Annotated in this window: 21 protein-coding genes; 4 read left to right on the forward strand and 17 right to left on the reverse strand. The window is 62.6% G+C overall.

Annotated elements, in window-relative coordinates:
* Positions 1–21 precede the first annotated feature (21 nt).
* Positions 22–606, forward strand: coding sequence for a hypoxanthine-guanine phosphoribosyltransferase (locus E6W33_RS22765; RefSeq protein WP_136419662.1), 585 nt, complete (start codon positions 22–24; stop codon positions 604–606).
* A gap of 60 nt (positions 607–666) precedes the next feature.
* Here the strand turns inward: E6W33_RS22765 and E6W33_RS22770 are convergent, their stop codons facing one another.
* On the reverse strand, positions 667–1,638 hold the full coding sequence (locus tag E6W33_RS22770) for a nitronate monooxygenase family protein (RefSeq protein ID WP_136419663.1): 972 nt from the start codon (positions 1,636–1,638) through the stop codon (positions 667–669).
* Between the two features lie 172 nt (positions 1,639–1,810).
* Between E6W33_RS22770 and E6W33_RS27155 the strand changes: the two genes are divergently transcribed.
* The 3 genes from E6W33_RS27155 to E6W33_RS22785 all read left to right on the forward strand — a co-directional run bounded on the left by E6W33_RS27155 (position 1,811) and on the right by E6W33_RS22785 (position 4,660).
* Positions 1,811–2,506 (forward strand): TetR/AcrR family transcriptional regulator, encoded by a 696-nt coding sequence (locus E6W33_RS27155; protein WP_168798729.1) that lies wholly within the window; start codon positions 1,811–1,813, stop codon positions 2,504–2,506.
* A 20-nt stretch (positions 2,507–2,526) separates the two neighbouring features.
* Positions 2,527–3,384, forward strand: a complete 858-nt coding sequence (locus E6W33_RS22780; protein ID WP_136419664.1) for an enoyl-CoA hydratase-related protein — start codon at positions 2,527–2,529, stop codon at positions 3,382–3,384.
* 373 nt (positions 3,385–3,757) lie between these two features.
* Complete coding sequence (locus E6W33_RS22785) at positions 3,758–4,660, forward strand: SDR family oxidoreductase (protein WP_136419665.1); 903 nt, start codon at positions 3,758–3,760, stop codon at positions 4,658–4,660.
* Positions 4,661–4,667: 7 nt separating this feature from the next.
* Here E6W33_RS22785 and E6W33_RS22790 read toward each other — a convergent pair whose 3' ends face one another.
* The 16 genes from E6W33_RS22790 to E6W33_RS22865 form a co-directional block, all read right to left on the reverse strand.
* Positions 4,668–5,663 (reverse strand): helix-turn-helix domain-containing protein, encoded by a 996-nt coding sequence (locus tag E6W33_RS22790; RefSeq protein WP_136419666.1) that lies wholly within the window; start codon positions 5,661–5,663, stop codon positions 4,668–4,670.
* Positions 5,623–6,270: a DJ-1/PfpI family protein gene (locus E6W33_RS22795; RefSeq protein WP_136419667.1), complete on the reverse strand. Its 648-nt coding sequence runs from the start codon at positions 6,268–6,270 to the stop codon at positions 5,623–5,625. The genes E6W33_RS22790 and E6W33_RS22795 overlap by 41 nt, the downstream gene beginning before the upstream one ends.
* Before the next feature lie 278 nt (positions 6,271–6,548).
* A complete protein-coding gene (locus tag E6W33_RS22800; RefSeq protein ID WP_136419668.1) occupies positions 6,549–7,457 on the reverse strand; it encodes an MBL fold metallo-hydrolase in 909 nt (302 codons plus the stop codon).
* Positions 7,454–7,903, reverse strand: a complete 450-nt coding sequence (locus E6W33_RS22805; RefSeq protein WP_136419669.1) for a hypothetical protein — start codon at positions 7,901–7,903, stop codon at positions 7,454–7,456. The genes E6W33_RS22800 and E6W33_RS22805 overlap by 4 nt, the downstream gene beginning before the upstream one ends.
* Before the next feature lie 4 nt (positions 7,904–7,907).
* A complete protein-coding gene (locus E6W33_RS22810; RefSeq protein ID WP_136419670.1) occupies positions 7,908–8,534 on the reverse strand; it encodes a 2-hydroxychromene-2-carboxylate isomerase in 627 nt (208 codons plus the stop codon).
* 37 nt (positions 8,535–8,571) lie between these two features.
* Positions 8,572–8,772 (reverse strand): DUF1289 domain-containing protein, encoded by a 201-nt coding sequence (locus E6W33_RS22815; RefSeq protein ID WP_136419671.1) that lies wholly within the window; start codon positions 8,770–8,772, stop codon positions 8,572–8,574.
* Positions 8,772–9,206: a thioesterase family protein gene (locus E6W33_RS22820; protein ID WP_136419672.1), complete on the reverse strand. Its 435-nt coding sequence runs from the start codon at positions 9,204–9,206 to the stop codon at positions 8,772–8,774. Before E6W33_RS22820 ends, E6W33_RS22815 begins: the two co-directional genes overlap by 1 nt.
* A gap of 24 nt (positions 9,207–9,230) precedes the next feature.
* A complete protein-coding gene (locus E6W33_RS22825; protein WP_136419673.1) occupies positions 9,231–9,734 on the reverse strand; it encodes a YbaK/EbsC family protein in 504 nt (167 codons plus the stop codon).
* A 6-nt stretch (positions 9,735–9,740) separates the two neighbouring features.
* Positions 9,741–10,331 (reverse strand): uracil-DNA glycosylase family protein, encoded by a 591-nt coding sequence (locus E6W33_RS22830; protein WP_211097415.1) that lies wholly within the window; start codon positions 10,329–10,331, stop codon positions 9,741–9,743.
* Between the two features lie 24 nt (positions 10,332–10,355).
* The gene (locus E6W33_RS22835; RefSeq protein WP_136419674.1) at positions 10,356–11,264 is read right to left on the reverse strand and encodes a hydroxymethylglutaryl-CoA lyase; all 909 of its coding nucleotides are present in this window, start codon (positions 11,262–11,264) and stop codon (positions 10,356–10,358) included.
* 13 nt (positions 11,265–11,277) lie between these two features.
* On the reverse strand, positions 11,278–13,293 hold the full coding sequence (locus E6W33_RS22840; RefSeq protein ID WP_136419675.1) for an acetyl/propionyl/methylcrotonyl-CoA carboxylase subunit alpha: 2,016 nt from the start codon (positions 13,291–13,293) through the stop codon (positions 11,278–11,280).
* Between the two features lie 123 nt (positions 13,294–13,416).
* Complete coding sequence (gene bioB, locus E6W33_RS22845) at positions 13,417–14,379, reverse strand: biotin synthase BioB (protein ID WP_136419748.1); 963 nt, start codon at positions 14,377–14,379, stop codon at positions 13,417–13,419.
* Between the two features lie 71 nt (positions 14,380–14,450).
* Positions 14,451–15,173, reverse strand: coding sequence for a dethiobiotin synthase (gene bioD, locus E6W33_RS22850; RefSeq protein WP_136419676.1), 723 nt, complete (start codon positions 15,171–15,173; stop codon positions 14,451–14,453).
* Positions 15,170–16,351 (reverse strand): 8-amino-7-oxononanoate synthase, encoded by a 1,182-nt coding sequence (bioF, locus tag E6W33_RS22855; RefSeq protein WP_136419749.1) that lies wholly within the window; start codon positions 16,349–16,351, stop codon positions 15,170–15,172. The genes bioD and bioF overlap by 4 nt, the downstream gene beginning before the upstream one ends.
* Positions 16,352–16,353: 2 nt before the next feature.
* A complete protein-coding gene (gene bioA, locus E6W33_RS22860; protein ID WP_247869747.1) occupies positions 16,354–17,709 on the reverse strand; it encodes an adenosylmethionine--8-amino-7-oxononanoate transaminase in 1,356 nt (451 codons plus the stop codon).
* Positions 17,710–17,778: 69 nt separating this feature from the next.
* Positions 17,779–18,564 (reverse strand): enoyl-CoA hydratase/isomerase family protein, encoded by a 786-nt coding sequence (locus tag E6W33_RS22865; RefSeq protein ID WP_136419677.1) that lies wholly within the window; start codon positions 18,562–18,564, stop codon positions 17,779–17,781.
* Between the last annotated feature and the right edge of the window lies 1 nt (position 18,565).

Raw genomic sequence — 18,565 nt, forward strand, 5'->3', positions numbered from 1 at the left:
TTTGCCCTGAGGTCCGGCATCATGCCCTACAAAATCGATAGCGAATTCCACCGAGACAAAGCGCGCGCCCTGCTCGCCGACGCCGAACTGATTTTTGACGAAGCCGCCGTGCAGCAAGCCGTCGACAAGATCGCGCATGACCTCAACGACCGTTTCAACCACACGGAAGGCGCGGCGTTTCCGCTGGTGCTGGGCGTGATGGGTGGCGCCGTGGTTTTTTGCGGACAGTTGCTGACGCGCTTGAAGTTTCCGCTGGAGTTCGATTACATGCACGTCACCCGCTACGGCAGCAAGGACCAGGGCGGAAAGATCGAATGGAAGGTCATCCCGCGCTCGAATGTCGAAGGCCGCACCGTGATCGTATTGGACGACATTCTCGACGAAGGCGAAACGCTCGCGCATGTGAAGGAGCGCCTGCTCGAGATGGGCGCTGCGGAGGTCGTGCTTGCGGTGTTTGCCGACAAGGATATCGGCAAGACGAAGCCGGTGGCTGCGGATTATGTGGGACTGGTTTTGCCGAACAAATTCGTGGTCGGCTATGGCATGGATGCCTACGGCTACTGGCGCAACCTGCCTGCGATCTGGGCGATCAAGACGCAGGGGTAGTCCGCTAAAAGCTGGTGTCCACGGAAGGCATGCCGAGCGTCTTCCGTGGACATCAACCCCTTACAGCGCCAACCGCTTGCGCGCTGCCATGTACTCCGCCTTCAGCTTTTCCACCACTTCCGCCACGCTCAGCACCTGGTCCATCAGGCCGACGCCTTGACCGGCGCCCCAGATGTCGCGCCAGGCCTTGGCCTTGCTGTTGCCACCGGAGCCGAAATTCATCTTCGACTTGTCGGCGACCGGCAGGTCGTCCGGATCGAGGCCGGCGGCAATGATCGATTTCTTCAGATAGTTGCCGTGCACGCCGGTGAACAGGTTGGTGTACACGATGTCGGCCGCGGTCGAGTCGATGATCATCTGGCGATAGGCCTCGTCGACATTGGCTTCCCTGGTCGCCAGCCAGCGTGATCCGATGTAGGCGAAATCCGCGCCCATGGCTTGCGCCGCGAGGATCGCATCGCCGCTGGCGATCGAGCCGGACAAGGCGATCAAGCCGTTGAAGAACTTGCGCACTTCGCCCACCAGCGCGAACGGCGACAGCGTACCCGCATGACCGCCTGCCCCGGCCGCGACCAGGATCAGGCCGTCGACGCCCGCCTCCAGCGCCTTCTCCGCATGACGGATCGAGATCACGTCATGCATCACGATGCCGCCGTAGCTGTGGATCGCGTCCAGCATTTCCTTCGGCGGCGCGCGCAGGCTGGAAATGATGATCGGCACCTGGTGCTTGACGCAGACTTCCACGTCGTGCGCGAGGCGGTCGTTGGATTGATGCACGATCTGGTTCACTGCAAACGGTGCAACCTTGGCACCGGGGTGTGCTTGCCGGAAGGCGTCGAGGTCGGCCTTCATGTCGGTCAGCCAGGTATCGAGCATTTCCGCCGGCCGGGCATTCAATGCGGGGAATGAACCGACGATGCCCGCCTTGCATTGAGCCTTGACCAGCTCGGGTCCGCTGGCGATGAACATCGGCGAAGCGATGACGGGCAGGCTCAGGTTTTGCAGGGCTGCCGGGATACGATTACCACTCATGGAAACTCCTTTGGTTAGGCATGAATGTCCGGCGCGATAGGAATGCATACCGGTGCCACTGACACTCATTGCGAAATTTTCAACACGCTTCTCGGAAATCCGATTGCGTTTTTCTGCATTCTGTTTATGATGTTATCAGAAAAAACAATGTTTTTGTCAAACGGATTTTTGAATGAAACCCAGAAAACAAGCTGTTGGCGAGCGTGCTCCGATCGACTTCCGCCAGGCCCAGGAAGACCTGCGCGTCAACCTGCGCCAGGGAATGCTGGACGCCGCGACGCGTCTGCTGACCGAGGAAGGTCCGTCTGCGCTGACGGTGCGGCGCGTGGCCGATGCAGTCAACTGCTCGACCACCCTGCTCTACTCTTTGTTCGGTGGCAAGGACGGGCTGGCCAATGAGCTGTATCTCGAAGGCTTCGCGCGACTGAAGCAGGAATTCGCCGCCGCGAACGCACAGCCTGCGAAAGGCAAGGACAACAAGGACGGGCTAGCGCCGCTGCTGCAACATGCGCGCATCTATCACCAGTATGCGAAGCGCAACCCGAGCTACTACATGGTGATGTTCGGCGACGCGATCGCCGGCTTCGTGCCGCCGGTCGAGTCGCGCAAGAAGGCGTGGGAATCGCTCGCGGCCCTGATCGACACCTTCGAGCAAGTCATGCAGAGCGGCGCGCTGCCGCCGTCCAATCCGACCGCCGCCGCGCGCCTGTTGTGGGCCGCGATGCACGGCGCGGTCAGCCTGGAACTCAAGGGCTACTACCTCAAGAGCGAGCGCGCCGATGAACTGTTCGACGCCGCCGTGAACGCCGTGCTGCGTTCGCTGCAAATGGGCCCCGCGGATTCCAAAGAGACACCATCAAAACGATAACGACAAGCAAAGGAGCCGTCATGCCGTATCAATGCTTTGAACTCAGCATCACCGACAAAATCGCCCACCTCGTGCTCAACCGTCCCGCGGCGCTGAACACGATGCAGCCGGTCATGTGGCGCGAACTCACCGAGATCCTGCAGGAGCTGCAGCGCAACGCACCGGCACGCGCGCTGGTCATCTCCTCGACCGGCAAGCACTTCACCGCCGGCATGTCGCTCGATGTCTTCGCGGGCGAGTCGAACGTGTCGATCAACGACAGCACCGCCGGCGGACGCGCCAACGTCGTGCCCGTGCTGGAAGACATGCAACGCGTGTTCAACCTGATCGAAGACTTGCGCATGCCGGTCATCGCCGCCATCCAGGGCGGCTGCATCGGCGGCGGTGTCGACATGATCTGCGCCTGCGACATCCGTCTCTCGACCAGAGATGCCTTCTTCTGCATCCAGGAAATCAACATCGGCATGACCGCCGACCTCGGCACCCTGCAGCGCCTGCCCAAACTGATTCCGGAAGGCATGGTGCACGAACTCGCCTACACCGGCCGCCGCCTGCCGGCGCAACGCGCACTCGCAGTCGGCCTGGTCAACGACGTGTTCGACACGCAAGAAGCAATGCTCGAAGCCGCCATGCAAATGGCGCGCGAAATCGCCGAGAAGCCGCCGGTCGCCATCTGGGGCAGCAAGCAAGCGATCCATTACGCGCGCGACCATTCCACGCAAGACGCGCTGCGCCAGATGGGCTGGCTGCAATCCGGCATCTGGCGCACCGGCAACCTCGTCGAATCCTTCCTGGCCAAACAGCAAGGGCGCGCCCCCAACTTCGACGACCTGCCTCCACTGCACTCCTTCGCCGAAACGAAGTATGAATTGAAGTAAAAAACGACGGTCAAATAGTCACGCAGTACATATTGCGAAAACACAGCGCCGTTCCAGCTGGATGAGATAGCACATAGAGGCTGTCGCTTTTCCACGCTGTGAGCTGCCGGCAAATCGGGTACCGAAGCGGATAAAGAAGCGAAACATGTCTGAGCCGAAGGCGAGTTGGTTTCGCTTCCCGCTTCGGCACCCGATTTGCCGGGAACCCCGCAGGGGCAGCGAGGCGCGGTCGCCTTTCTTTGCTCACTTTCTTTGGCGAAGCAAAGAAAGTGAGCGGCCGCCGGGCCGCCCCCGGCAAGCCTCCACGGAGAACCCCCAGCACCGTATCACCGAAGAAAAAACCCCCGCCCACCACCAGAAAAAGGAGAAAAAGATGTTCCAACCGAAGCTCATGCAAGGCAAACGCATCCTCGTCACCGGCGGCGGCACCGGCCTCGGCCGCGCGATGGCGGAAAAATACCTCTCCCTCGGCGCCGACCTCTACATCTGCGGCCGCCGCAAACCGGTATGCGATGACACCGCCGCCGAAATGATGGCCCAATACGGCGGCAGCGTGAAAACCTTCGGCATCGACATTCGCGATGCGGCAGCAGTGGACGACATGGTGGAACAGATCTTCGCCGACGGTCCGCTCACCGGCCTGGTCAACAACGCCGCCGGCAACTTCATCTCGCCCACATCGGCTCTGTCGCCACGCGGCTTCGACGCCATCGCCAACATCGTCATGCACGGCACCTTCTACGTCACGCACGCGGTCGGCAAACGCTGGGTCGAGATGGCGGCGAAAGGACAATGGAAGCCCGAAGACGGCTACCGCAGCGTGGTCTCGATCATCGTAACCTGGGTGCTGAACGGCGGCCCCTTTGTCGTGCCGTCGGCGATGAGCAAATCCGCGATCCATGCGATGACCATGTCGCTGGCGACCGAATGGGCGCAATACGGCGTCCGCCTCAATGCCATCGGGCCGGGAGAGATCCCGACCGAAGGCATGAGCAAGCGTCTGAACCCCGGCGAAGCGCCGGGCGCGCGTTCGGCCAAAATCAATCCGATGGGCCGCGCCGGCAAGATGGAAGAATTGCAAAACCTCGCGACCTTCCTGATGGCCGGCGGCTGCGACTGGCTGACCGGCCAGGCAATCATGATGGACGGCGGCAATCACCTCGCCACCGGCGGCAATTTCTACGAGCTGCGTTCGTGGACGCCGGAGCAGTGGAAGGAAGCGCGCGACCGCATCGAGGCGCAGAACAAGAAGGACCGCGAGCAGCGCACGGCCTGAGCCGCGGTCAATGCCCGATCGCGGTTCGGTGATCCGCACGGGACAGGCTGGGCGGCGCGTCTTCAAATTTCTTCCAGACGCGCCGCAACTGCCGGCTCGAATGAAAGCCGGCCCGCTCCGCAACACGCTCCATGTCGAGCTGCGATTGCGTCAGCAGGTCGCGCGCCAGGGCAATGCGGATGCGGTGAAGATATTCCACCACGCCGGTGCCGGTATGCTCGCGGAACAGCCGCGTCAGATGCCGTTCGCTGGTGCAGGCGATCTCCGCCAATTGCGCGTTGCTCCAGTCATTGGACGGATCGGCGACGATCGCATCCTGCACGCGGTGAATCGCCGGATGCAGGTGATTGCGATACGCGAGCCATGGCGACAACTGCGGATCGCTGCCGGTACGCCGCATGTAGATGACCATGTGCCGCGCAATCGCAGCGCTGCACGCGTAGCCGGCGATCTGCGCCACCACATGCAAGGTCAGGTCGATGCCGGCGGTTGCCCCGGCACTGCTGAAGGTCAATCCGTCTTCAACGAAAATCCGGTTCTCCAGCACGTGCGCGCGCGGCGCGAGTTGGCGCAAGCGGTCGCAGTGCGCGTGATGCGTGGTGCACTGCTTTCCGTCCAGCAGGCCGGCATATCCCGCCAGTTGCGCGCCGGAGCAAATGCTCAGCACGCGATGGCTCGACTTCACCATGCGCTGCAACCATGCGACGGTGGCCCGCGCCGCGTCGCTGCTGAAATCATCGTCACTGCCGATGCAGGCGACGATGATCAGCATGGCATTGTCGGGAAGCGCATCCGGCAAGGGACTGAAGCCGGTGAGGCCCAATCCGATCGAGGTGTTGATATGCGATTCCGCGCTGATGTAGTGCACGCGAAAGTAGGGCGCCCTGCCGCCCTCTTCCGCGAAACGGTTCGCATAACGAAAGATTTCCGCAGGGCCGACCAGGTCGGTGGCGAACGTGCCGTCACGCAGCACGAAATAGACCGGGATCGTTTGATCTGACATGTTCGGTGCTTCCATTGGCATCCCATCGATATTCCATCTGTTTCGCCGTTGCCAGCGCCAGTTGCCGCCCCGCCAGCCGCTCGACCAGATGCAGGCTCATGTCGATGCCGGCCGAGATGCCGGCTGATGTCACTACTTTACCGCAGTCCACCCACGGCGCATCGCGCTGCACGCGCACGGCCGGATAGCGCCGCTGCAAGTCATCGCCATCCTCCCAGTGCGTGGTGGCGGGCAAGCCGTCCAGCAGCCCTGCTTCCGCGAGCAGGAATGCGCCGGTGCAGACCGATGCCGTGATCGTCGCGCTACGCGCCTGGGTGCGGATCCATGCGACCAGCTCCTTGTTGCCGAGCACGCCGGAGACATCGCCGCCCGGCACGATCAGCACGTCGATATCCGGCGAGGGTGGCGGCACACAATCCGGCAAGATTTTCATGCCGCCTCGCGCATGCACCGGCCGCATCCCGGGCGCGATCAGGAAACAGCGGAACAGCGGTGCCGCATGGCACATGCGCGCCTGCACCCGCGATGCGGTGGAAAACACTTCAAAAGGACCGGCGAAGTCGAGAACTTCGACCTCGTCAAAAACCAGTATGCCTATGCTTAGCATGATTCGCCTCTCGTGTTGATGCCTTGTTATCTGCATCGTAGGAGACGGCGGCGCAAGTCGATAGACGCGCGGAAGACAAGAAGCGGACAAAAACGGACATGCGCCGGAGGAAGACTGGCGGTCCGCATAGATCAATATGCAAGCTATGTCTTGTCGCGCTGTCTTAGTGGTCGGAGCACGATGAGTGTCCACGGAAGACACGGAAATCGGCAGAGATTTTTCCGTGTCTTCCGTATTTTCCGTGGACAAGATTTTCCGCGCTGTGGATGCCGGACAACCTAATCCTTGTTGACGAGCTGATCGATATGCACCTGCGCGGCACCGGCGCGCACCAGTTGCGCAACGGTCCAGTGCGCGAGTTCGGACGGTGATTTGTGCAGGTAGCGCCGATTCGCTTCCTCAAACAGCGAGATGCCGGACAGCAGCGACTCGAGTTGCGACAACGGAATGCTTTGCCTTTCCAGCAGCAGGAACTTGAGCAGCACCTTGACGGCATTCTGTGCATTGCGCACCGGATCGCCGACGAAATAGTCGAGGCGCGAGAAGGCGGTATCGAGTGCCTTGCCGACCTCGGTGAACGGCGCGCCGTGGCCGGGAATCACATACTTCACGTCGAGCGAGGCGATCAGCTTGAGCGTGTCGCGCACTTCCGCGAATCCGGACGCGCCTTCGAGTTCGGGAAACACCACACCGAAGCCGTTCTCCCACAAGGCGTCGGCGGAAATCAGGATGCGCTCGTCGGGGCAGTAGAGGATCAGCGAATGCGGATCATGCCCCGGTGCGGCCAGCGCCTGCCATGTCATGTCGCCCAGCGTGAGGACATCGCCCGAGGCGATGGTGTCGTCGAAATCAAAACGCTCGCATTGCTGGCCGGTCGCCTTGTAGGTCAGCTCGTCATCATTCCAGGCACGCACCTTGGCCGCCTCGGCGGCGGGAATGGCGGTGCGGCAGGCGAAAGCGCGCTGCAGGCTCGCATTGCCGCCGCAGTGGTCGGAATGCAGATGGGTGTTGATCAGCAAATCGAGATGCCTGCCCTGCAGCGCGTTCCGCACCAGCGCCACGGTCTGCGCGGCATGCGTCACGTAGCCGCTGTCGACGAGAGCGGTGTGCTCATGCCCGAGGAAGAGGATGTTGTTCGACGACAGCCAGCCGCGTTCGAACACGCGCATCGTTGCAGGCAGTTTCATTTTTTCATCTGGTAAGCCAGGGAAATCTTCGCGAACTCGACCAGCACCGCTTGCGAGCCGCCGTTGAACGTGGTGAAGGAATTCCCGGTGCGCACCACGAGGCGCGGCGGAAAAATCGCGCTCAGGAAGGGAATGCCGATCATCTTTGCGCTGCGGATATCGCGCCATTCGACGTGACGGTTGTACATCCAGCTTTGCGTGATGCCCTTCTCATCGACGGTGACGGTCGAGCGCAGGAACCAGTAGTAGCTGATCGCCAGCATCACCGCCGCGCCGAGCAGCAATGCCTTGACGCCGATCCCGTACTGCAGCAGCGGAAAGCGCGTGGCGATATTCACGCCGTACGCAGCGAGCAAGGCGGTCACCGCGGTGGCCAGCAATTTGAACCACGGGTTGTATGCGGGGCCGGAGACGGTGCGTTCCGGTTTGTAAAATTCGAATTTCATGGAGTTACCTGTTACGTTGTATGCCCTGCGGCAGGGTCTGCGCGCGCTTGAATGCGTCCGAGTCGAAGAACGGATCGCCACGCAGATAAGCCATCAGCATGTCGGTCGAATCCAGCCCCCAGAAGCAACGATTATCCACGACTGCGGTCGGTACGCCAAATACTCCTGCCGCGACGGCCTGTTCGCCATTGCTGCGCAACTGCTGTTTCACTTCCGGCGCGTTCAGCATTTCCGGGCTTGCATGCAATTCCCGCAACAGTTCCTGCCAGTTGGCCTCCTCCGTCGGCAGCTTGCCTTCGCGCCAAACGTAACGGAACAGACGGTGCACCACCTCCGGCGTAATCCCAAGCGCAATGCACAGGCGCAGCAGCGGCAAGGGATTGAACGGATGGTGCGCCGGCGGCTGCATAGTGATGCCGTGCTTGTGCGCCAGCCAGGCGCAATGCTCGTAGGTCCAGGTGCGCTTGGGCAGAATTTCGGCGGGGCCCTTGTTGTCCCAATGCTGCAACAGGCCGGCGAACAGGACGGGCTTGAAATTGACCTGCACGTCGGCGGGCAGCGTGTGCAGCAGCTCGCTCTGCAGATAGGAGAAGGGTGAAATGAAATCGAAATACCAGTCGAGTTGCTTCATCGATTGCCTGCCTTTCGGTAATCAAATTGCGCCGTGATCAGAACAATGCTTCCCGCCGCCTTCTGATCTCCACCCACACCTGCCGCTTCATCTCTTCCGTCGCGGTGCTCCACAGCGCGATCTCATCGATGCTGCGCAAGCATCCCTCGCACAAGCCGGTCTGCGGATTCATCCTGCAGATGCTGATGCAGGGCGACGGCACCTTGCCGGTATCGGACGCCGGGTCGAAATCGATCATCACGCGACGGCGCTCGCCCTGGCCTTTTTCTCCTCCAGCCTGGCGTTGAATTTCTCGGGCAGGATGATCACGCGCTCATGCACGCCTTCGGTGATCTTGTCCATGCCGTCCCAGGCCTCGAGCGAGAACTTCACGCGTCGTCCGTCGACCTCGGTCACCTTGCCGCGGATCTGCAAGGTCATGCCCGGCGGCGTCGCCGCGAGATGGGAGAAATTGACATGCACGCCGACGCTCTGCTCGCGCGGCCAGTCGACGTAGGGCATGATGCCATTGACGCAGGCCAGCTCCATCATGCCGACCATGTAGCCGGTCGCGAGCACATCCGGCATGTCGCGGCAGAACGCGGTGTCGTGATAGAGCTGCGGCACGGTCGAGCGCTCCGGCACGACATAGGTCCATTCAAATGCAATACCTGGTTTGAGATCCGGGCTCATCTTGTCTCCTTCTTGTGTTTCTTTTCAGGCGGTCGCTTTCAGTGCCACGTCGGCCACCGGCGCACCCGTCATCTTCAGCAACTGTTGCGGCGTCAGGTTGAATACCGCGTGTGGATGTCCGGCCGCGGCCCAGACGCTGTCGAGCTTGAGCAGATCCTCATCGACCAGCATCACGGTCTTCTGCAGATGCCCGATCGGACAGACGCCGCCGATCGCGTAACCGATGCGTTCCTTGACGAATTTCGCATCGGCCTTGCCGAGCGCACCGACGATCGCGGCGACTTTCTTTTCATCGACGCGGTTGGCGCCGCTGGCCACCACCATCACCGCCGCGTCGTCGGACAGGCGGCGGAAGACGATGGACTTGGCGATTTCGGCGACGCTGCAACCAAGGCCGGCGGCAGCTTCGGCAGAGGTCTTGCCGGTTTCAGGCAGCATCACGACCGGCTTGTCGTGACCGATCGCGCGCAGCAGGTCGGCCACGCGTTGCGCGGTGTCGGGCAGTTTTTCTTGTGTTGAATCGTACATGTGGTTTCAATCCGTGATCAGCAGGGCGACGCGGCGGCGCAATTCGGGCAGCAAGTCGCGTTCGAACCAGGGGTTTTTCTTCCACCAGGACTGGTTGCGCGGACTCGGATGCGGCAGCGGAAAATACCGCGGCAGATATTCCTTCCAGGCCGCGACCGTCTCGGTCAGGGTCGGCTTGCCATTTTCGCGCAAATAGAACTCTTGTGCATATCGGCCGATCAGCAGGGTCAGTTGCAAGTTCGGCATCGCCGTGAGCAGGCGCGGATGCCAGGCCGGCGCGCATTCCGCGCGCGGAGGAAGGTCGCCGCTCTTGCCCTTGCCGGGGTAGCAGAATGCCGTCGGCACGATCGCGACCTGCTGCGCATCGTAGAACACATCGCGCGACAGGCCGAGCCAGTCGCGCAACCGGTCGCCGGAGGGATCATTCCACGGGATGCCGGTGTCATGCACGCGCTTGCCGGGTGCCTGTCCGACGATCAGCAGGCGCGCACTCGCACCTGCCTGCACCACCGGACGCGGACCATGCGGCAAATGCAGCTCGCACAGCCGGCAGGCGCGGATTTCCGTCAGCAGCGACGGTAACTTGCGATGACTCACCTTCCCGGTATTCCCTGCGCTTTCCTATCCTGCGCGCTTGGCGGCAATCGCATTGCCGGCACGACTGACCGCCTTGCGGCCGAGGTGTTGCGAGATGAACTGCCCCGCATCGACCACCTTGTCGAGGTCGATGCCGGTATCGACGCCGAGACCGTTCATCATGTACAACACGTCTTCCGTCGAGACATTGCCGGTTGCGCCCTTGGCGTAAGGGCAACCGCCCAGTCCCGCGACCGAGGAATGGAAGGTCGCGATGCCGACTTCCATGCTGGCGTAGATATTCGCCAATGCCTGTCCGTAGGTGTCGTGGAAATGGCCGGACAGTTGCGCGATCGGGAATTCCTGCGCTGCCCGCTCCATCACGGCCTGCACCTTTTTCGGCGTGCCCACGCCGATGGTGTCGGCGATGTCGATTTCATCACAGCCCAGTTCGCGCAGGCGGCGCACCACATCGGCCACGCTCTCCGGCGAGACTTCGCCCTGGTAGGGGCAGCCGAAGGAACAGCTGATGCTGCCGCGCAGGCGGATCTTGTTTTGCTTGGCCGCCTCCGCCACTTCGCGAAAGCGTTCGATGGATTCCGCGATCGAACAATTGATGTTCTTCTGCGAGAACGCTTCCGACGCCGCACCGAAGATCACCACTTCATCGGCTTTCGCCGCAAGCGCCGCTTCGAAGCCCTTCATGTTCGGCGTCAGCACGGAATAGATGACACCCGGCTTGCGCCGGATGCGTGCCATCACTTCCGCCGAGGTGGCCATCTGCGGCACCCATTTCGGCGAGACGAAGGACGCGGCTTCGATGTTGACGAAGCCGGCATCGGTCAGGCGGTCGACCAGCTCTACCTTGACGTCGGCGGAAATGGTTTCCTTCTCGTTCTGCAGGCCGTCGCGCGGACCGACCTCGACGATCTTTACCTTGTTCGGCAATCCCATGTGCATCTCCTTCTCAGGCAGCCTTGAAGGCGAGCAGCTGCGCACCCTCGCTCACCTGGTCACCGACCGCATACAGCAGGTCTTCCACCGTGCCGTTTGCGGGCGCGGCAATGGTGTGCTCCATCTTCATCGCTTCCATGATCAGCAGCGGCTCGCCCTTTTCGACGCTCCTGCCCTTGTCGACCAGCACTGCGACGATCTTGCCCGGCATCGGCGCGGTGAGGCGACCGCCTTCCGCTTCCGCTTCGCCCGCATGTGCCAGCGGATCGTTGTAGTTCAGCGGGAAATGCGCGCCGCCGGTGAATACATGGAACATCTCGCCGTCGCGCACCACGGTGCCGCGCACCGTCGCACCGTCGAGCTTGATGACCAGATGATCGTCCTTGCGCTCGACCAGGGTCATCGCGGAAGAGTCCGCGCCGAGCGTCAACGACCAGCCCGCGTCACGATATCCGACTGCCACCGGGTAAGCGCTTGCTTCGTCGGCAAAGTCCAGCTGCCGCAACAGCGTGCCGTTCATGCGCCATCCGCTGGTGTCGGCCCAGGGATCGTTGGCGGCCGCGTCGGCACTCCGCTCCGAGGTGAGGAGCGATGCTGCCGCGAGTGCGAGCACCTGCATGGCGACCGGCTGCGTCGGCGGGAACAAGGCCGCGTGATGGCGTTCGATCAGGCCGGTGTCGAGGTCGGCGTGGGAGAACGGCTGGCTTTCCACCAGACGCTTGAGGAAGGCGACGTTGGTGGCGAGGCCGACGATCTGGTATTCCGACAAGGCCTGCGCCATGTGGCCCAGCGCTTCCGCACGGTCCTTGCCCCAGACGATGAGCTTGGCGATCATCGGGTCGTAGAACGGCGAAATCGCGTCCCCCTCGCGCACGCCGGAATCGATGCGAACAGCAGCAGGCTCGGTGGCAATGCTGCCCTTTCCGAGCTCAAAGCTCACGGCCTGCGGCGTGCACATGTGACGCAGCGTGCCGATCGACGGCAGGAAGCCTTTCTCCGGATTCTCGGCGTAGATGCGCGCTTCCAGCGCGTGTCCGTGGATCTTCAGTTCGTCCTGCTTCTTCGGCAGCGCTTCGCCCGAGGCGACCCGCAACTGCCATTCCACCAGGTCGAGGCCGGTGATCATTTCCGTCACCGGATGTTCGACCTGCAGGCGGGTATTCATTTCCATGAAGTAGAAGGAGCCGTCCTGATTGGCGATGAACTCGACCGTGCCGGCGCCGACGTAACCGACTGCCTTGGCCGCGGCAACCGCGGCTTCACCCATCGCGCAACGCCGCTCGGACGTCATGCCCGGCGCGGGCGCTTCTTCCAGTACTTTCTGATGGCGCCGCTGCACCGAGCAGTCGCGCTCGAACAGGTAGACGCAATCGCCCTTGGTGTCGGCGAACACCTGGATCTCGATGTGGCGCGGACGTGTCAGATATTTTTCGACCAGCACCTTGTCGTCGCCGAAGCTGTTGATCGCTTCGCGCTTGCAGGAGTCGAGCGCGGCCTTGAAGTCGGCGCTTTTCTCGACGATGCGCATGCCCTTGCCGCCGCCGCCCGCGCTGGCCTTCAGCAGCACCGGGTAGCCGATCTTGTCGGCCTGCTCCTGCAGGAAGTCGGCTTCCTGACGGTCGCCGTGATAGCCGGGCACCAGCGGCACGTCCGCCTTTTCCATCAGCGCCTTCGCCGCAGACTTGGAACCCATCGCGCGGATCGCCGAAGCCGGCGGGCCGATGAAGACCAGGCCGGCCTTGGCGCAGGCTTCCGCGAACTCCTCGTTCTCGGACAGGAAGCCGTAGCCGGGGTGGATCGCCTGTGCGCCGGTGGCGAGCGCGACTTCGATGATCTTGTCGGCGCGCAGGTAGCTTTCCTTCGCGGGCGCCGGCCCGATCAGCACGGATTCATCGCATACGGCAACGTGTTTGGCGTTGGCGTCCGCTTCCGAATACACCGCGACGGTTTTGACGCCCAGTCGGTGTGCGGTTGCGGCAACACGGCAAGCGATCTCGCCGCGGTTTGCAATCAGGATTTTGGTGAACACGCTTGCTCCTTTGAGCGCTTGCCCCGGCGGGTAGCCAAGGCAGGCGACGGGTTGTTTTATTGGTGGTAAATCTTCCCTGCCATCCCTCACCCTGAAGGGGAGGGAATGTTCTTGATGACTAAATCAGCATTCCACTTCCTGCGTCACATGCTTGGCGTGCATGCCCAGCTTCTCCAGCAGTGCGCTGTCCGCATCCGCATCCGGGTTGCCGGTGGTGAGCAGCTTGTCGCCGTAGAAAATCGAATTCGCTCCCGCCAGGAAGCACAAGGCCTGCACCGCCTCGCCCATCTCGCGGCGGCCGGCCGACATGCGCACGCGCGCGGTCGGCATCGTGATGCGCGCCACCGCGACGGTGCGCACGAATTCCAGCGGGTCGATCGGCTCGGTGCCATGCAGCGGCGTGCCTTCCACCTGCACCAGGTTATTGATCGGCACCGAATCCGGATAGGGATCGAGATTGGCAAGCTGCGCGATCAGCCCGGCGCGCTGGCGGCGCGATTCGCCCATGCCGACGATGCCACCGCAGCAGACCTTGATGCCGGCATTGCGCACCTTGTCCAGCGTGTCGAGGCGGTTTTCATAGTCGCGCGTGTGGATGATGTTGTTGTAGAACTCCGGCGCGGTGTCGAGGTTGTGGTTGTAGTAATCGAGGCCGGCTTCCTTCAGCCTCTCGGCCTGTCCGTCTTCCAGCATGCCCAGCGTGGCGCAGGCTTCCATCCCGAGCGCCTTGACGCCGCGCACCATCGCTTCAACGTGTTCCAGATCGCGATCCTTCGGGCTGCGCCAGGCGGCGCCCATGCAGAAGCGGGTGGCGCCATGTTCCTTCGCCTTGCGCGCGGCGGCGAGCACCGTTTCCAGTTCGAGCATCTTCTGCGCCTTCACGCCGGTGTCGTAGCGCGCGGCCTGCGGGCAGTAGCCGCAATCCTCGGGACAGCCGCCGGTCTTGATCGACAGCAGCGTCGCCAGTTCGATTTCCTGCGGATCGAAGTTTTCGCGATGCACCTGCTGTGCGCGGAACAGCAAATCGTTGAATGGCAGGTTGAACAGTTCCAGCACCTTGTCGACCGGCCAGCGCTGCGCCACCATTGCCTTGCGCGCGGCGGGGGTCGAGACTTCGTGGAACGTAATCGTTTGCGACATGAATCACTTCCTTTGCACTAATTTGAAACGGGACAAACCGGCCGGCCTTGCGGCCAGCCCGGCAAACTTGAAAAATCGAGATGGTCCGCCGCCGCCGAGGGCGATGCCGCAGGCAAGCGGGGAATGCAACCGAGCGCCGGCGCCGGCAGGCGAGCCGCCAAGGCTTCGAGATTATCCATCCCGTAGCGCATCTCGAGGTCGACCACATTGCCGACCCAGCCGGCCAGCTTCAGGCCGCGCGCCGCGATCGCCTCGGCGGTCAGCAGCGCATGATTCAAACAGCCCAGCCGCAGGCCGACCACCAGGATCACCGGCAGGCCGAGCTGCTGCGCCAGGTCGGCGGTGTCGCAGGTGTCGGACAAGGGCACGCGAAAGCCGCCGACGCCTTCGACCACCACCGCATCGGCCGCCGCCGCAATGCGGTCATAACACGCATGGATATGCTGGAGGTCGATGGTGACGCCTTCCTGTGCCGCTGCGATATGCGGCGCCGCGGGTTCGCGCAGCAGATAAGGCGTGGTCAGTTCGGTGGGCAGCGCGACGCTGGATGCCGCCGCCAGCAGGTCGGCGTCCTCGTTATGCAAGGCGCCGTCGCGCAGTTCCGCGCCTGCGGCAACCGGCTTCATGCCGGCAGCACGCAAACCCTGCTGCGTCAGGGCATACAGCAAGGTACTCGACACCAGCGTCTTGCCGATTTCGGTGTCGGTGCCCGTCACGAAATAAGCGATTGAAGCACTCATGCAGATGCCTCCAGAAGATTGATCGCGCTGGCCAGTTCTGCCACGTCGCGGGCATTATGCGCTGCCGACAAGGTCACGCGCAGGCGCGCGGTGTCGGGCGGAACGGTCGGCGGGCGGATGCCAGGCACCCAGAAGCCCTGCCCGTACAAGGCGGTGGCGGCGCGCATGGTTTCGTCATTGGCGCCGATGATGATCGGCTGAATCGCGGTTTGCGAAGGGACCAATTCCCAGCGCTGCAGGTTCAGCGCGCCGCGCAGTTGTTCGATCAACGCCTTCAGGTGCGCGCGCCGCGCCGCGCCCTCGTCGCCGGCAATGATATCCATGCTGGCCATCAAGGCATGCGCCAGCGCGGGTGCTGCCGCGGTCGTGTAAATGTAAGGGCGGGCGCGCTGCACCAGCCACTCGATCACGGTCTCGTGCGCGGCGACGAATGCGCCGCCGACGCCGGCCGCCTTGCCGAGCGTGCCCATGTAGATGAGGTAAGGCGAACGCAGGTCGAAATGTTCCAGCGCGCCGCGCCCATTCGCGCCGAGCACGCCGAAACCGTGCGCGTCGTCAACCACCAGCCAGGCGCCGTATTGTTCGCACAAGGAGAGCAAGGCCGGCAGCGGTGCGAGATCGCCATCCATGCTGAACACGCTGTCGGTGACGACCAGCTTGTTCTTCGTCTTGCTCTGCTTGAGCATGCTTTCCAGCGCATCGGTGTCGCCGTGCGGATAGACCTTCACTTGCGCGCGTGACAAGCGCGCGCCGTCGATCAGCGAGGCGTGGTTCAGTGCTTCCGAAAAGATTTCCGCATCGCGTCCGCCGAGCGCGCTGATAATCGACAGGTTGGCCATGTAGCCGGTGCAGAAATACAGCGCACGCGGCGATTCCAGGTGCGGCGACAGGAATTCGGCGAAGCGCTCTTCCAGCTGCGCATGCGCGCGCGAGTGGCCGCTGATCAGATGCGATGCGCCGCTGCCGACGCCGTAACGCGCGGCCCCCTCCTGCAAGGCTTCGACCAGGCGCGGATGCGCGGCCAGGCCAAGATAGTCGTTGCTGCAGAAGGCCAGCATGTCGCGGCCGTCGACCTTCACATGCGGCGCGCAGGGCGTCTCCGCCACGCGCAGGCGGCGACGCAGGCTTTGCGCATCCAGATGCTGCAGTTCGCGTTCGAGTGTCGCCAGCAGTTCCATGCTCATGCTCCGATCACTTTATCGAACACGGCTTGCGTGCGGGCGGCGAGGCCGGCGATTTCCTCGTCGTCGAGGATGTAGGGCGGCATCAGGTAGACAGTGCGTCCGATTGGGCGCATCAGCAATTCATTATTCAGTGCTTCCGTGAAGAAGCGACGCGAGAAGCTGCTTGCTGCGGCCGCGTCGTCGATCACCGCATCGAACGCCCAGATCATGCCGCGCTGGCGGAAATTCTTCACCCGCGGATGTTCGGCGAGCGGCGCCAGCGCTTCGGTCATGCGCGCGGCGCGTTCACGGTTGCGCTTGAGCACATCGTCTTCGTCGAAGATCGCCAGCGTCGCCAGCGCGGCGCGGCAGGCGAGCGGATTGCCGGTGTAGGAATGCGAATGCAGGAAACCGCGCCGCACATCGGCATCATAGAAGGCTTGGTAGATGTCGTCGCGCGTCATCACCAGCGACAAGGGCAGGTAACCGCCGCTGATGCCCTTCGACAGGCAGACAAAATCAGGCCAGATATTAGCTTGTTCGCATGCGAAGAAGGTGCCGGTGCGGCCGCAGCCGACCGCGATTTCATCGGCGATCAGATGCACTTGGTAGCGATCGCACAGGGCGCGTACTTCGCTGAGGTAGACCGGATCGTACATCGCCATGCCGGCAGCGCATTGCACCAGCGGTTCGATAATGATGGCGGCGATATGCCTGCTGCGATCCTGCAGCAGCGTTTCGAATGCCTTCGCTGCGCGACACGCGACATCGGCCGGCGTCTCGCCCTGCTCCGCGGCACGCGCATCGGGCGACATCACCACATGCGCCTGCTGCAGCAATGGGCCGTAGGCATCGCGGAACAATTGTACGTCGGTCACTGCCAGCGCACCGACCGTTTCGCCGTGATAGCTGCCCTTCAGGCACACGAACTCGCGCTTGTCGGCATGGCCGGTATTGCGCCAGTAATGGAAACTCATCTTCAGCGCGATCTCGGTCGCCGATGCGCCATCGGATGCATAGAAGCAATGGCCGAGCACGTGGTTGGTGCGCGCCGACAATTGTTCCGACAGGACGATCACCGGTTCATGCGTGAAGCCGGCCAGCATGGCGTGCTCCAGCGTATCGAGCTGCTCCTTGAGTGCGGCATTGATGCGCGGGTTGGCATGGCCGAACAGGTTGACCCACCATGAACTGATCGCATCCAGATAGCGCTTGCCATCCGTGTCGTACAGCCATGCGCCGCGTCCGTGGCTGACCGGCACCAGCGGCACCGTTTCGTGGTGCTGCATCTGCGTGCACGGATGCCAGACGCTCTTGAGGCTGCGTGCGACCTGGTCGGTTGCTGCGAGGTGGGTTTTCAGACTTGCGTTCAAATACTGCTCCAAAACTGTTCCATTCACTTCCTGTTCCGTCCTCGTGCAGGAGGACGGAACGTGTTCTTCCTAAGTCAGCCAGGTCGGCTTGCGCTTTTCCAGAAACGAGCGCACGCCTTCCTTGCCTTCCTCGGAACTGCGGATGTCGGCGATGCGCGTTGCCGTGTCCGCGATCAATGACTCGGTCAGCGGCTGTCCCGCCACATCCTGCACCAGACGCTTGGCTTCCTTCACCGCATTCGGACTGTTGGACACCAAAGCCTTCACAATGTCCGCAGTGGATGCGCCGAGCGCATCGGCGGATACCACCGCATGCACGAAGCCGATGCGCATCGCTTCCTGCGCGGAAAAGCGTTCCGCCGTGAGGAAATACCGACGGGCGGGGTTTTCGCCCATGGCCTTGATGACGTAAGGCGAGATTGTCGCAGGAATAAGGCCCAGTTTTGCCTCGCTCAGACAAAAATTAGTTGCCTCTTTGCAAATAGCGATGTCGCATGCGGCCACCAGACCCATCCCGCCGGCGTAGCAATCCCCTTGCACTTTTGCCACTACCGGTTTCGGGCAGGCATAGATCGTACGCAGCATCTCGGCCAGTTGCATCGCATCCGCACGGTTTTCCTCGTACGTATACCCCGCCATTTTCTTCATCCAGTTGAGATCGGCGCCGGCGCAGAATGCCGGGCCGCTGGCGGCGAGCACGATGGCGCGAATGGCCTCGTTCTGTCCGAGTTCGCGGAAGGCCTGCGTGATTTCGGCGATGGTGGTTTCGTTGAATGCGTTGCGCACCTCGGGGCGGTTGAGGGTGACCGTGGCGACGCGGCCTTCAATGGCGACAGTGAGTGATTGGTAAGACATG

Origin of the sequence: Herbaspirillum sp. ST 5-3 (assembly GCF_004804275.1) — a bacterium.
Classification (GTDB): Bacteria; Pseudomonadota; Gammaproteobacteria; order Burkholderiales; family Burkholderiaceae_D; genus Noviherbaspirillum.